Origin of the sequence: Micromonospora sp. NPDC049060 (assembly GCF_040649055.1) — a bacterium.
GTDB lineage: Bacteria > Actinomycetota > Actinomycetes > Mycobacteriales > Micromonosporaceae > Micromonospora > Micromonospora reichwaldensis.
Genome location: NZ_JBEZEV010000069.1, coordinates 22,728 through 36,965, shown reverse-complemented (window position 1 = coordinate 36,965; position 14,238 = coordinate 22,728). Strand labels below are relative to the sequence as shown.

Below are 14,238 nucleotides of genomic sequence, written 5' to 3'. Positions count from 1 at the left end.
GGTGTCATTGGGTTGGCAGTGTGGAGTTGCTGGTCAGGCATTGTCGGGTGGTGGTGGGGCATGAGTCCGTCATCCGGGTCCGATGAACGGCGCACGTTCGTACGGGTAAAGGTGCCGGTGAGCTGCCGAAGGTTGCTCCCACGGCCGGTGGGGAGCAATTCCTCCGGCCCGCTCCGCCGGCCGGCCCGCCGCCCGTGACCCTTGGCACGCAAGGGCTTCCCGGACCGGCGGTCCACCCTGGACACCGCGCGCGCGGCGCCCTGGACGGCCGGGCCGGGTATTGACAAAAGTCACCCGGCCTGCCACGTGCGACGGGTATGAGCGATTCACGAATGCGCTGTGACGAACCTTCGCGCAGACGGTGAACGCAGACCTTGTTGAAACAGGTGCCCGTCCAGCAGGTTTAGATGGCGTTCCGCACCACCGGGCCAAGCTGTGCGAGAGGGGACTCCCATGTCTGTCAATGCGACCGAGATTCTCAATGCCTTCTTCTTCGATGGTGCCGACGCTCCGGCGGACGGTGACGTGCGCATCGACGTCGTGGACAGCTGGACCACCAGCGACCTGGCGGCGGTCCGGCCGACCACCATCAGCTGGAGCGAGGCCCGGGTGGACGCGGTCCGCTGACGGAACCGGGGCGACCGCCACCGGCGACCACGAGCTGAATCGCGGGGGGAACGAGATGACGGACACCGACCTGTGGGTGCGACGGTTCCACCCGGCGGACGAGGCGGCGACCAGGTTGCTGTGCCTGCCGCACGCCGGCGGCTCGGCGAGCTACTTCGCCCGCGTGGCCAGGACGCTCGCCCCCGAGGTCGACGTGCTCGCCGTCCAGTACCCCGGTCGGCAGGACCGGTTGCGGGAGCCGGGCCTCACCTCGGTCCACGAGATCGCGGACCGACTGGTGACGGTGCTGCTGCCGCTTGTCGACCGGCCACTCACCGTCTTCGGCCACAGCCTCGGCGCGACCATCGGCTACGAGGTCGCGCTGAGGCTGCGGCGGGCGGGCGCCGGCCCGACCGCGCTGTTCGTCTCCGGCAGGCGGGCTCCGCACCTCCGCAAGGAGGAGCGGACCCACCTGCGGGACGACGCCGGCCTGATCGCCGAGGTACGCGCCCTGGCGGGCACCGACAGCGCGCTGCTGGAGGCCGAGGACGTGCTGCGGATGGTCCTGCCGGCCATCCGCTCGGACTACACCGCGGCCGAGACCTACGAGTACCGGCCCGGGCCACGCCTGGACTGCCCGATCGTCGCGCACATCGGCGACAGCGACCCGCGGGTGTCGGTCGACGAGGCGAAGGCGTGGCGGGAACACACCGACGCGGGGTTCGAGTTCGTCGTCCACCCGGGCGGTCACTTCTATCTCAACGACAACATGTCCGCGGTGCTGCGCAGCATCAGGGCGCACACCCGGTCGCTCAGCCCGGCCTCGCGCGGCGCCGCCACGGTCGCCCACGCCGAACAACCGGGGTGAGTCGCCGGTCGACCCGAGCCTCAGGAGTGTCCGGAGGTGACCCACATGGCACTGATCGAGAGAGAACACCTGCTGTCCGACCTCGTCGAGACGTACGCGACGGCTGCCGCGGGCCAGGGCCGGGTCGCGCTGGTTGACGGCGGCGTCGCCAGCGGGAAGACCCGACTGGTGAACGCCGTGACCGAGGTGGCCGTCGGCGAGGGCGCGCTGGTGCTGACCGCGGCCTGTTCGGTCGCGGAGAGCATGATCCCCCTGGGGGTGGTGGGACAGCTGTTCCACAGCCTCCGGGCCCAGACCACCTCGACCGGCCACCTGCCGCTGCTGCGGCGCGACACGGGGCCGGCGGGAAACCCGGACGACCCCACCCTGCGGCACGGTGACGCGCAACTGCTGGAGGACGTCTGCCAGGTCCTCCTCGACGTGGCCGCCGACCGGCCCCTGGTGGTGGTCGTCGACGACGTCCAGTTCGCGGACTCCCTGTCGTTGCAGGCGCTGCTCTACCTGCAACGGCGCATCCGTTTCGCGCGGGTGCTGCTCGTGCTGAGCGGATGCGTGGGCGCGCGGCCCGAGGCGGCGGCGTTCCGCGCGGAGCTCACGCGGCAGCCGCACTGCCGTCACCTGCGGCTGCTCCCGCTGTCGCCCGACGGCGTCGGGCGACTGCTCGCCGAGCGGATCCGGCCGGAGGCCGCCCGGCGGCTCGCCGCGTCGGCGCACGCCGTCAGCGGCGGCAACCCGATGCTCGTACACGCGCTGCTCGACGACGCCCTCACCGGCGCCGACGGGGACGTCGCGCCGACGGTGGGCGCGTCGTTCGTCCAGGCCGCGCTCGCCTGCCTGCACCGCAGCGACCCCCGGCTGCTCGACGTCGCCCGCGCCCTCGCGGTCGTCGGCCCGTTCGCGTCCGCCGGGCTCGTCACCGGGCTGGCGGGCCTCTGCGCGGCGACGACCCGGCAGGTGCTCGGCGCGCTCGCCGAGGCGGGCCTCACCGAGGGGCACTCCTACCACCACCCGGCGGTACGCGCGGCGGTGCTCGACGACTGCCCGCCGCAGACGCAGTCGGCACTGCGGTCGCGGGCCGCGCTCCTGCTCCACGAGGACGGCGCGTCCGCCGCCGAGGTGGCCGCGCACCTCGTGGGCGTCGACGGGCCGGCCGGATCCTGGGCCGTGCCGGTGCTGGTCGCGGCGGCCGGGGAGGCCGTCGCCGGCGGCGCCGCACGGCACGCCGTGGACTGCCTGGAACTGGCGCTGCGATCCACCGAGGACGACCGCGAGCGGGCCGCCGTGGAGGCGGCCCTCGTCCGGGTGCACTGGCGCAGCGACCCCGAGGCGGTTCCGCGGCACCTGTCGTCGCTGGCGGCGGCGGCTCGCGCCGGCCTCCTCGACGAGGCCGACACGCTGCTGCTCGCCCGGTCGCTCGCCTGGCAGGGCAGGCACGACGAGGCGGTGGAGGCGCTCGACGGGGTCGGCGACCTCACCACGCACCCGGACCCCGACCTCGGCGCCGACCACCTTGCCACCCGCGAGTGGCTGCGGCACTGCCGCCCGCACGGCGGCGACGGTCCGGGCGACCCCGGGCCGGGCGCGGCGGTCGACCGCGCCGAGGAGGTGCTGCAACGCGCCCGCCCCGGTGACTCCCTCCTGGTGTCGGTGTGGCACGCGCTGCGGGTGCTGATCGGCGCCGACCAGCTCGACCGTGCCGCCGACTGGTGCGAGAAGCTGGCGGAGGAGGCCGAGTCGCACGGGATCACGAGCTGGCGGGCCGTCCTGACCGACGTACGGGCCGCCGTCGCGCTGTGCCGCGGCGACCTCGCCGCCGCCGAGCGGCACGCGCGCGACGCGCTGGCCACGATGCCGCCCGCCGCGTGGGGCGTCGCCGTCGGCTCGCCGCTCGCGCACCTGGTCCTGGCCTGCACGATGACCGGGCAGCTCGCCGAGGCCGAGGCGGCCCTGCGGGAGCCGACGCCGGCCGCGATGCGCCAGAGCCTGTTCTGGCCGCAGTACCTGCGGGCCCGGGGCGTCTACTACGACGCCGTGGACCGGCGGCACGCCGCGCTCGCCGACTTCCAGACCGCCGGCCAGCTCGCCGTCGGCTGGGACGCCGACGATCCGTCCGCGCTGCCGTGGCGGGTCGACCTCGCCCGGCTGTACGTCCGGATGGGCCGGCCCGACCAGGCCCGGAAGCTGGTCACCGAACACCTGGCGCTGCCGGGTGGCGACGCCCCGCGCGCCAAGGGCATGGGGCTGCGGGCGTTGGCGGCGGCGTACGCGCCCAAGCAACGGCAGGTGATGCTGCGCGAGGCGATGGACCTGCTGCACGCCAGCGGGGACCGGCACGAACTCGCGCACGTCTTCGCGGACCTGAGCCAGACCGGGCACGCCCTCGGCGAGTTCGGGCGCGCCAAGATGATGGGCGCGCACGCCCTCCAGCTCGCCGAGGGCTGCCACGCCGAGCTGCTGCGGCGCAAGCTCAAGCCGTCCGACGACACCCTCGAAGCCGGGGTGGCCGGCGCGAAGGACGGGCTCGCCACGCTTACCGACGCCGAGCGCCGAGTCGTGAACCTGGCCGCCCGCGGGCACACCAACCGCGAGATCGGCGACCGGCTGTTCATCACCGTCAGCACCGTCGAGCAGCACCTGACGCGGGCCTACCGGAAGTTGAAGATCAGCACGCGTACGGAGCTGGTGCACATCGACCCGCCGAAGGGCGCGCGCGGCGCGCGTCGCCGGCGCGTCGCCCCGGTCGGCCCGCCCTCGAGCGACAAGGAAACCACGATGCGATCGGACACGACATGACCGTTGCCGAGGACGAACAGGTCGGTAGCCGGGAGCGCACGCTCGCCCGGCAGATACTCGAACTGGTCTTCCGCTTCCGCCGTCTCGAGCACGCCGACGACCCGTGCGGGGCACAGCCGTGCGACGACTGCTTCGCGACCCACGAGGAACGGGTGGGCCGGTACGTACGCAGCGGCGAGCCGCTGCACTTCGTGCTGCCGGCGTTCCCCGCGAAGTCCCGCAACCCGGAGAAGGTGGTCGGGTCGCTGCCCGACCTCGGTGAGCGGATCTCCGTGGAGTTCCTCCAGTCCTTCTGCGAGCAGGTCAGCCACTACCACCCGGCGGGCGCGCGGATCCTCATCTGCTCCGACGGCCACGTCTTCTCCGACCTGCTCGGCATCCCCGACGAGGACGTGACCGCGTACCGCACGGAACTGCAACGCATCATCGACCAGACCGGCGCGTCCTCGGTCTCGATGTACTCGCTCGACGACGCGTTCGGGGCGATGTCCTACGACGAGATGCGCGGGCGGCTCCTCGCCGGGTACGCCACGCCGCTCGCGGACATCCGCGCCGAGGTGCTGACCGACCTGGGCGCCCGGTCGCTGTTCAACGGCATGCACCGGTTCATGCTCGAGGACCAGGGCCCGCTGCACCCCGAGCTGAGCCGGACCAAGCTGCGCGAGCACTGCAAGGAGTTCGCGTACCAGATGATCCGGCGCAGCCGCGCCTGGGGAGACCTGGTCGGCACGAAGTTCCCCGACTCGCTGCGGCTGTCGATCCACCCGCAGCCCCGGCACGCCGAGAAGATCGGGCTGCACCTGATCCGGACCAGGGACAGCTGGCTGACGCCGTGGCACGGCGTCGTCCTCGACGACGGCGTCAACCTCACGCTGGTCAAGCGCAGCCAGGCCGAGCGGGACCGGGCCTCGCTGGTCTGGCGCAACGGCCGGCCGAGCCACTACGTCAACCCCCACTTCCGGTAGGAGGAGATCGCCTCATGACCACGGCAGACGAGCTGCGGGTGCAGCGGACGCCGCTGGCGCCGTTCGGCACGCTGGTGACGGCGGAGCACGACGGCGCCGACCTGCGGGACATCGCGCCCGCGACGCTGGAGCGCTGGACGATCGAGTCCAAGGTGGTCGTGCTGCGCGGCTTCCCCCTGCTCGACACCGAGGACCTCGTCGCCTACTGCGAGAGCTGGGGCGAGGTGCTGACCTGGGACTTCGGCGCCGTCCTGGACCTGGTGGTCCAGGAGGACCCGAAGAACTACCTGTTCAGCCGTACGGACGTGCCGTTCCACTGGGACGGCGCGTTCGCGCGGGCCGCGCCGCGGTTCTTCCTCTTCCAGTGCCTCGAGGCGCCGGTGCCCGGCGGCGGCGGCGAGACGGTGTTCTCCGACAGCACCGACGTGATCCGGCGCGCCTCGCCGGAGCTGGTGCGCGAGTGGGCGGCGACGGAGGTCAGCTACCGCACGGAGAAGCTCGGCTACTACGGCGGCGAGACCGTGTCGCCGCTGCTCACCACGCACTCGGAGACCGGCGAGACGATCATGCGGTACGGCGAGCCGCTCGACCCGGAGCGCTACCGCAACCCGGTGTGGGTGACCATCGGCGGCAGGTCGGCGGAGGAGGCCGAGCCGTTCATGGCCGACCTGCGCGACCGGCTGCACCACCCGGACGTCTGCTACCACCACGAGTGGGTCGACGGCGACATCGTGGTCGTCGACAACCAGGCGCTGCTGCACGGTCGCAACGCCTTCCGCGGCAACTCCTCCCGGCACCTCCAGCGGATCCAGATCCTCTGACCCCCGTCAGGGGCGCTCGCGGGTGCCACCGAAGGTCCTCAACCCCGAAGGAAGACACCATGACCGTCGAAGAGGCGCGCGCGGGCGCGTCCACACCGGCGCCGGCCACCGCGCGGCGCCCGATCTACCACTCCATCCGCATCCGCCGGGTCGAGTTCCTGCCCGTGATGCTGGCCATCTACGCGATCCCGTCGCTGCTGTCGGTCGACGACCTGAGCACCCTGGCCTCGGTCCACTTCGCGCTGGTGATCGTGATGGCGCTGTCCATCATGCACTTCATCGACATGACCAACGCGTACGCCGACCGCGACGTCGACGCCGTGTACAAGACGTGGCTGTCCCAGGCGGTGTACGGGCTGGGACTGCGCAACGTGCGGTGGCAGATCGCCGCCACCGGCGCGGGTGTGCTGGCCCTCGCGACCTACTTCACCTTCCGCACCGGGCACTGGGACATCCTGCCCCTGGTCGCGTTCACCCTCTGGATCGGCGCCCAGTACTCCATCCCGCCGGTCCACCTGAAGAGCTCCGGCGTGGGGCAGATCCCCGGCCTCGCCGCCGTGCTGATCTGGCTGCCGATGCTCGTCGTCGTCCGGTCCGTGCCCGGTGAGCTGTCGTGGCCGCTGCTGGCCGTGATCATCGGCTTCGGGCTGAACCAGGTCGGCATCGTCATGGTCAACACGGCCGAGGACTGGCCGGAGGACGCGGCGTTCAACATCCGCACGTGCGTACGCGCGCTGGGGCTGACCCGCGCGATGGCCGTCGCGAGCGGGCTGATCGCGGTCGGCGGCTCCACGGTGTGCGTGTCGGTGCTCGCCATCGGCGGCTTCACCTGGGGTGCCGTGCCGATGATCGCCGCCATCGCGTTCGCGCTGGTGCACGTGTCGGGCACCTGGCGCGGCGTGCGCGGCAAGCCCCTCACGGACGCGCTGGCGTTCCTGCGGCCCCGGGCGAAGCTGGTGCCGTTGCAGGTGGCGAGCACCGGCTGGGGAACCGTGATCGCCGCCGCCTTCGCACAGGCGAGCTGAGTCCCGGTGGGGAGGGACACCATGGCGCAGGTCGTGCTGCTCGACGAGGAGGGACGGCCGGTGGGCGTCACCGAGGGCGCGACGGTGCACCACCTGCGTACGCCGTTGCACCTGGCGTTCTCCTGTTACGTCTTCACCAGCGACGCGAAGCTGCTGCTCACCATGCGCAGCGACCGGACGCGCACCTGGCCGGGGATCTGGACGAACTCGTGCTACGGGCACCCCGTGCCGGGGGAACCGGTCCCCGCGGCGGTGACCCGCACCGTACGCGCCGAGCTCGGCCTGGCCGCGCCCGCGCCGGAGCTGGTCCTGCCCGCCTTCCGGTACCGCGCCACGATGGACAACGGCGTGGCCGAGAACGCCGTCTCCCCGGTGTTCCGGGTGGTGACCGACGACCGCCCGACCCCCGACCCGGCCGCCATCGGCGACTTCGAGTGGGTCGCCTGGGCGGACTTCGTGTACGCGGTGGGCACCGGCGACATCTCCGTGTCGCCGTGGTGTCGCCTCCAGGTCGCCGAGCTCGTCACCCTCGGCGACGATCCGACCCGGTGGCCCACGGCCGACGAGTGCCTCCTGCCCGGCGGGACGCTGACGGCCACCGGCTGAGCGGCGTGCGGCGGACCGTGCCCACCGGCGGGGTGGGCGCGGTCCGCCGTCCGTTGCGGCGGGTGCTGCCGTCGGGGCCCGGTCACGACCCGGCCCGGACGCTGGCCTGCACGGTGAACGTGCCGTCCCCTCGCCAGGTGCGCAGCGTGCCGCCCGCGTCGCGCAGCCGGTCGGCCAGCCCCGGCAGCCCGCTGCCGTCGAGGTCCGGCGCCCCGTCGCCGGCCCCGTCGTTGACCACCGTCAGCCGCGCCCCGGACGCCTCGCCGGCAATCTCGATCGTGCACCACCGCGCCTCGCCGTGCCGCAGCACGTGGGCGCCGGCCTCGCGCAGCACGGACACCAGCGGCCCGGTGAGCGCGGGCGGCAGGTCGCGCTCCGGCTGCGTCACGGAGCACCGCACGCCGGCGTTGCGCAGCACCCGTGCCACCGTCTGCGCCTGCTCGCGCAGGCCGACGCTGCGGTAGCCGTGCACGGCCTCGCGCATCCGGGCCGACGCGGCAGCCGCGAGCGCCCGCATCTCGGCGGCCTCCTGCCTGGTCCGCTCCCCGTCGACCATTGCCAGCCGCGACGCCAGCTCCGCCTTGAGGACGAGCGCCGACAGCTCGTTCGCGAGCAGGGCGTAGACGTCCCGGGCGCACCGCAGTCGCTCCTCGGCCGCCGCCAGGCGGGCCAGCGCGTCGTGCCCCTCCCGGGCCTGCGCCCGGAACGTCCAGAACCACAGGTGCAGCACGTTCCACGTCGCCACCGTCAGCCCGAGCACCACCGTGACGGTCACCGCGTCGCGCACGGGACCGCCGAGCCACCAGGCCGTCGCCGCGGCCACCAGCACCGTCCCGGCCATCAGGGTCACCGCGCACCGGACCGGCAGCAGCAGCGGCGCGGCCCCGACGAGCGCGGCCCCCACGAACGCCCAGGCCCGCCCCGGGGTGCCGCCGACCGGCCCGACGAGCGGGACGGACAGCACGGCGGCCGTGGCGCAGCCGGCGACCAGCCACCGGCCGGTCGTCGTCGCCCGCCACGGCATGACCGACCGGTGCAGCGCCGCGGCCAGCGCCAGGACCAGGAGCAGCGACCCCACCGCGCCGAGCACGATCCCGCGCGGGTCGGGCTCGCGACGCAGCTCCAGGGCGGCGAGCAGTACGCAGGCGGCCACGCCACTCGCGGCGCCCGCCAGGATGCACAGCCTCGCCCGCCGCATGCCCGGGGTGGACAGGGCGTCAGCCGGCGCGGCGGGGGGCCCCGTCAGGCCGGTGGGCCGGCTCCCGGTGACCATCAACGCCACGGCTCCCGGCGGACGTGGCGCGTGCCGGGCCCCGGCACGCCCGGACGCGCCGACCCGGGCAGCGGCGCGCTCGGTGTCGTCGCCTGCCGAATCACGGTCACCACGGAATGCATGGTATCGGTTACGGTCGGTTCGTGCCGACGCGGATCCGTCCCTGCCGTCGCGTCCCGGGGCCGCCACCCGCCGGGCTCGCCCGTGCGGTGGGTGGTCTCGAGGAGCTGCGCTGTCATCGGAGGGCCTCCGTCCGGTCCTGGTCGCGTGGGCGCCGGCGGGCGCCGGTCCGCCCCGCGGGTCGCCGGCCGAGCCGCGGGCGTCGCCACGCGCTCGGTCGTGCCGTCAGCATGGCGGCGGGGACGCGCCGGATCCCATCCCCGCGTGTCACGTACGACCCGGGAGAACTGCACGGGTGAACCGTGCGCCGGTGTGTCGTCAGCGGGTTCCCGGGCGGCCCGGAAATTGTGCGTTCCATCGCCCTGAAATTGTTACCGCCATCGCTCGGTAATTTGCGCTTCGAGTCGTGTCGACAGATGGCGGACGTGATTGCGGCCGATGGTTCGACTCGGCTAATTTGCAGACACGAAATGCCTCTCCTCTCTGGAGGCTGCTGTGTCCTCATCCGTCGGAATTCTGGGCACCGGATCCTGGGTGCCCACGCGAGCATTGCCGAACGAGGAAATCGCGCGTCGCGTACCGGGCGCCAGCCCGGAATGGATCGTACGCAAGACCGCCATTCGTTCGCGCCGTTTCGCGGCGGCGGAGGAGGCCACGTCGGACCTGGCCGTGCGGGCCGCGTCCCGCGCCCTGCGGGACGCGGGCATCGGCGCCGACCGCGTCGACTACCTCATCGTGTCGACGTCGACCCCGGACCACCCGCAGCCGCCGACGGCCTGCCTGGTGCAGGACCGTCTCGGCGCGTACGGGGCCGCGTGCTTCGACGTCAACGCGGTGTGCGCGGGATTCGTGCACGCCCTGGTGCTGGCGCAGTCGCTGGTGGCGGACCGGCCCGGCACCCACGCGCTCGTGGTCGGCGCCGACGTGTACTCGCGCATCCTCGACTTCGACGACCGGCGCACGGCCGTGCTGTTCGGCGACGGCGCCGGCGCGGCCGTCGTGGGGACGACGGCACCGGGGCGCGGTGTCGTCGAGTACGAGCTGGCCAGCCGGGGCGACGCCAGCGGCCTGATCGGGGTGGCGGCGGGCGGCAGCAGGCTGCCGGCGTCCGCGACGACGGTGGCGGACGGCGGCCACTTCTTCCGCATGCACGGCCGCGGCGTCACCGAGCTCGTCCTCCAGGACGTCCCGCCGTTCGTGGACAAGCTGCTGGCCAGGGCGGGCGTCGGCGCGGCGGACGTCGCGCACGTGGTGCCGCACCAGCCCAACGGCCTGCTCCTCGACGAGCTGGTACGCGCGTGCGGGCTGACCGCCGCGCACACGCACCGCACGGTGGAGGAGTACGCGAACGTCGGCAGCGCCTCGGTGCCGCTCACCCTCGACCACGCCAACCGGGCCGGGCTGCTCCGCGACGGCGACCTCGTCCTCCTGCTGGCGTTCGGCGGGGGGATGTCGCTCGGGGCGTGCCTGCTGCGGTGGGGCCGGACATCCGGCCCGGACCCCGGTGGGGACCGGTGAGCCCACCGGCCGACCACCGCACCCCTGAAACCCTGCCCGCTTCCCCGCCAACCCTGTCGAAACAGGACGGTTATTCATGAAGACCTTGACGAAGCTCGGCGCGTTCGCGCTCGCCCTGGTGTTGGTGCTGGGTAGCGCCTACACCGTCGGCCGCGTGGTCGGGCCGCCGCCGACCGCCGCTCCCGCGGCCGCACCCGCCGCCAAGCCGGCCGCCGTGGCCGAGGAGTCCTCGTACGGCCTGACCATCAACCACGAGAGCATGAACCTGAAGGTGATCACGGACAACGTCCGGGCGGGCACGAAGCAGACCTTCGCCTTCCAGATCCTGCAGCACGACGGCACGCCGCTGGTGAAGTACAAGCCGCAGCACGAGAAGCTGATGCACCTGATCGTGGCGCGGCGCGACCTGTCGAACTTCCAGCACGTCCACCCGAACCTCGGCTCGGACGGCGTGTGGCGGGTGCCGCTGACCTTCGCGGCGGCGGGCGAGTACCGCGTCTTCGCCGACTACATGCCGCTGTGGGGCATCCACGGCGAGACGCTCGGGGCGGACGTGTCGGTGTCGGGCGACTACCGGCCGGAGGCGCTGCCCGCGCCGTCGACCACCTCGACGGTCGACGGCTACACGGTGACCCTCGGCGGCGAGCTGACGCCCGGCAAGAGCGGCAAGCTGACCCTCAGCGTCGCGAAGGACGGCAAGCCGGTCACCGACCTGGAGCCGTACCTCGGCGCCTTCGGGCACCTGGTCGCGCTGCGCGACGGCGACATGGCGTACCTGCACGTCCACCCCGACGGCACGCCGGGCGACGGGCAGACCGCGCCCGGTCCGGACGTCCTGTTCCACGCCACCGCGCCGAGCTTCGGCGACTACCGGCTGTTCCTGGACTTCCAGCACCAGGGCGTCGTGCGCACGGCCTCGTTCACCCTGCGCGTGAAGGGCCCCAACCCGCCGCCGCACGGCCTGAGCGAGGAGGCCTTCGCGGCGGCCAAGGCCCGCAACGAGGAGGCCGTGCGCAACGGCGGAGCCGCTGTCCCGGCCGACACGACCGGCGGCGGCACGGAGGGGGGCACCGAGCATGGCCACGGCTGAGAACCACCTGGAACTGCTGATCGGTGGCATGACGTGCGCGGCCTGCGCCGCGCGCATCGAGAAGCGCCTCAACGACATCGACGGGGTGGAGGCGACCGTCAACTACGCCACCGAGAAGGCGAAGGTGCTCCTCCCGCCCGGGCTCACGCCGGCGCGGGTGATCGCCGCCGTCGAGGAGATCGGCTTCACGGCCCGGCCGGTGCAGCCGCGCGTGGCCAGGGCGGAGAACCACCTGGAACTGTTGATCGGTGGCATGACGTGCGCGGCCTGTGCGGCGCGTATCGAGAAGCGCCTCAACGACATCGACGGGGTGGAGGCGACCGTCAACTACGCCACCGAGAAGGCGAAGGTGCTCCTCGCGCCCCAGGTCTCGCGGGAGACGGTGATCGCCGCCGTCGAGGAGATCGGCTTCACGGCCCGGCCGGTGCTGCCGCCCGCGGCGCCGGCGGCGGACGTCCCGGATCCGGCGGCCGCGGAGGAGGCCGAGCACGACCGTGAGCTGCGGGCGGCCCGCCACCGCCTCTGGGTCGTCGCCGTGCTGGCGGTGCCGGTCATCGCGATGTCGATGTTCTCCCAGCTCCAGTTCGAGTACTGGCAGTGGGCCTGCCTCACGTTGAGCGCGCCGGTCGTGGTGTGGGGGGCGTGGCCGTTCCACCGGGCCGCCTTCGCCAACCTCCGGCACGCCGCCGCCTCGATGGACACGCTGGTCTCGGTGGGCACGCTCGCCGCGTTCGTGTGGTCGCTGTACACGCTGTTCCTCGGCACCGCCGGCGTGCCCGGCATGCGGCACCCGTTCCGGATCACCCTGGAGCGGACGCCCGGCGAGGGCAACATGTACCTGGAGGTCGCCGCGGGCGTGACCCTGTTCATCCTCTGCGGCCGATACTTCGAGGCCCGCGCGAAGCGCCGCTCCGGCGCCGCGCTGCGCGCGCTGCTGTCGCTGGGCGCCAAGGACGTGACGGTGCTGCGCGACGGCGCCGAGGCGATCGTGCCGATCTCGGCGCTCGCCGTCGGCGACCGGTTCCTCGTGCGGCCCGGCGAGAAGGTGGCGACCGACGGCGTCGTGGAGGAGGGCTCCTCGGCGGTCGACGCGAGCATGCTCACCGGCGAGTCCGTGCCCGTCGAGGTGGGACCGGGTGACGAGGTCGTCGGCGCGACGGTGAACGCCGGCGGGCGGCTCGTCGTCCGCGCCACGAAGGTGGGCGGCGAGACGCAGCTCGCGCAGATGGCCAGGCTCGTGGAGGACGCGCAGACCGGCAAGGCCGCCGTCCAGCGGCTCGCGGACCAGGTGTCGGCGGTGTTCGTGCCCGGGGTGATCGCGCTGTCGCTCGCCACGCTGGGCTACTGGCTCGGCTCCGGCCAGCCGGCGGCGGCCGCGTTCACCGCTGCCGTGGCCGTACTGATCATCGCCTGCCCGTGCGCGCTGGGACTGGCGACGCCGACCGCGCTGCTGGTCGGCACCGGCCGGGGCGCCCAGCTCGGCATCCTCATCAAGGGCCCGCAGGTGTTGGAGTCCACGCGGACCGTCGACACCGTCGTGCTCGACAAGACCGGCACGGTGACCACCGGCGAGATGTCCGTCGTGGAGGTCGTGCCCGTCGACGGGGAGGACGACGTCCAGCTGCTGCGGCTCGCCGGCGCACTGGAGAGCGCGTCGGAGCACCCCATCGCCCGGGCCGTCGTCGCGGGAGCCAGGGACCGGTGCGGCGAACTGCCCCCGGTCACGGACTTCGCCAGCGAGGCCGGCGTCGGCGTGCGCGGCACCGTCGACGGGCACGAGGTCGTCGTCGGCCGGGCGTCGCTGCTGGGCGCGTGGGCGACCGACCTGCCCCCGGAGCTGGTCGCCGCCAGGGCGACGGCCGACGCGGCGGGCCGTACGTCGGTCATGGTCGGCTGGGACGGCGCCCTGCGGGGGATGCTCGTCGTGTCCGACCGGGTGAAGTCCACAAGCGCGGCGGCGGTGGCGCAGTTCAAGCGGCTCGGGCTGCACCCGATCCTGCTGACCGGCGACAACGCCGCGGTGGCGGCGGCGATCGCGGCGGAGGTGGGGATCGACGACGTGGTCGCCGAGGTCCTCCCCGCCGGGAAGGTCGATCTGGTCAAGCGGCTCCAGGCCGACGGCAAGGTCGTCGCGATGGTCGGCGACGGCGTCAACGACGCCGCCGCCCTCGCGCAGGCCGACCTGGGCATCGCGATGGGCACCGGCAGCGACGTGGCGATCGAGTCCGGCGACCTGACGGTGGTCCGCGGCGACCTGCGGGTGGTCGCGGACGCCATCCGGCTGTCGCGCCGCACCCTCGGCACGATCAAGGGCAACCTGTTCTGGGCCTTCGCGTACAACGTCGCGGCCATCCCGCTCGCGGCGAGCGGGCTGCTCAATCCGATGCTGGCGGGTCTGATCATGGCCGGCAGTTCGGTGTTCGTGGTGTCGAACAGCCTGCGGCTGCGGCGGTTCAAGGCGCTCGCCGGCAACGAACTCCCGGACCGGGCCGACACGACGGAGGCGTCGCGCGCCCCGATGGTCACCGCCTCCTGACGCGTCGAGCGCGCACG

At 73.5% G+C, this 14,238-nt stretch carries 11 protein-coding genes; 10 read left to right on the top strand and 1 reads right to left on the bottom strand.

From position 1 onward, the window contains the following. Positions 1-453 precede the first annotated feature (453 nt). From AB0B83_RS22250 to idi, 7 genes are read left to right on the top strand one after another with little or no spacing between them, the layout of a single operon-like run. Positions 454-627, top strand: coding sequence for a hypothetical protein (locus AB0B83_RS22250; protein ID WP_357579779.1), 174 nt, complete (start codon positions 454-456; stop codon positions 625-627). A 55-nt stretch (positions 628-682) separates the two neighbouring features. Further along, on the top strand, positions 683-1,474 hold the full coding sequence (locus AB0B83_RS22245; RefSeq protein WP_357579778.1) for an alpha/beta fold hydrolase: 792 nt from the start codon (positions 683-685) through the stop codon (positions 1,472-1,474). Positions 1,475-1,519: 45 nt separating this feature from the next. Then, a complete protein-coding gene (locus tag AB0B83_RS22240) occupies positions 1,520-4,267 on the top strand; it encodes an AAA family ATPase (RefSeq protein ID WP_357579777.1) in 2,748 nt (915 codons plus the stop codon). Then, the gene (locus tag AB0B83_RS22235) at positions 4,264-5,232 is read left to right on the top strand and encodes an isocyanide synthase family protein (protein ID WP_357579776.1); all 969 of its coding nucleotides are present in this window, start codon (positions 4,264-4,266) and stop codon (positions 5,230-5,232) included. Before AB0B83_RS22240 ends, AB0B83_RS22235 begins: the two co-directional genes overlap by 4 nt. A gap of 14 nt (positions 5,233-5,246) precedes the next feature. Further along, positions 5,247-6,053 carry a TauD/TfdA family dioxygenase gene (locus AB0B83_RS22230; RefSeq protein WP_357579775.1) on the top strand — a complete coding sequence of 269 codons (807 nt, stop codon included), beginning with the start codon at positions 5,247-5,249 and terminating at the stop codon, positions 6,051-6,053. A gap of 59 nt (positions 6,054-6,112) precedes the next feature. Beyond that, complete coding sequence (locus AB0B83_RS22225; RefSeq protein ID WP_357579774.1) at positions 6,113-7,078, top strand: UbiA family prenyltransferase; 966 nt, start codon at positions 6,113-6,115, stop codon at positions 7,076-7,078. 21 nt (positions 7,079-7,099) lie between these two features. Then, the gene (idi, locus tag AB0B83_RS22220; protein WP_357579773.1) at positions 7,100-7,684 is read left to right on the top strand and encodes an isopentenyl-diphosphate Delta-isomerase; all 585 of its coding nucleotides are present in this window, start codon (positions 7,100-7,102) and stop codon (positions 7,682-7,684) included. A gap of 82 nt (positions 7,685-7,766) precedes the next feature. Here the strand turns inward: idi and AB0B83_RS22215 are convergent, their stop codons facing one another. After that, entirely contained in the window at positions 7,767-8,957 is a 1,191-nt protein-coding gene (locus tag AB0B83_RS22215) for a histidine kinase (RefSeq protein ID WP_357579772.1), read from the bottom strand. Positions 8,958-9,572: 615 nt separating this feature from the next. On the opposite strand from AB0B83_RS22215, the gene AB0B83_RS22210 reads away from it, so the two are divergent. The 3 genes from AB0B83_RS22210 to AB0B83_RS22200 all read left to right on the top strand — a co-directional run bounded on the left by AB0B83_RS22210 (position 9,573) and on the right by AB0B83_RS22200 (position 14,221). After that, the gene (locus AB0B83_RS22210) at positions 9,573-10,595 is read left to right on the top strand and encodes a ketoacyl-ACP synthase III (RefSeq protein WP_357579771.1); all 1,023 of its coding nucleotides are present in this window, start codon (positions 9,573-9,575) and stop codon (positions 10,593-10,595) included. A gap of 76 nt (positions 10,596-10,671) precedes the next feature. Then, the gene (locus tag AB0B83_RS22205) at positions 10,672-11,685 is read left to right on the top strand and encodes a hypothetical protein (protein ID WP_357579770.1); all 1,014 of its coding nucleotides are present in this window, start codon (positions 10,672-10,674) and stop codon (positions 11,683-11,685) included. Beyond that, positions 11,672-14,221: a heavy metal translocating P-type ATPase gene (locus AB0B83_RS22200; protein WP_357579769.1), complete on the top strand. Its 2,550-nt coding sequence runs from the start codon at positions 11,672-11,674 to the stop codon at positions 14,219-14,221. The genes AB0B83_RS22205 and AB0B83_RS22200 overlap by 14 nt, the downstream gene beginning before the upstream one ends. Positions 14,222-14,238 lie beyond the last annotated feature (17 nt).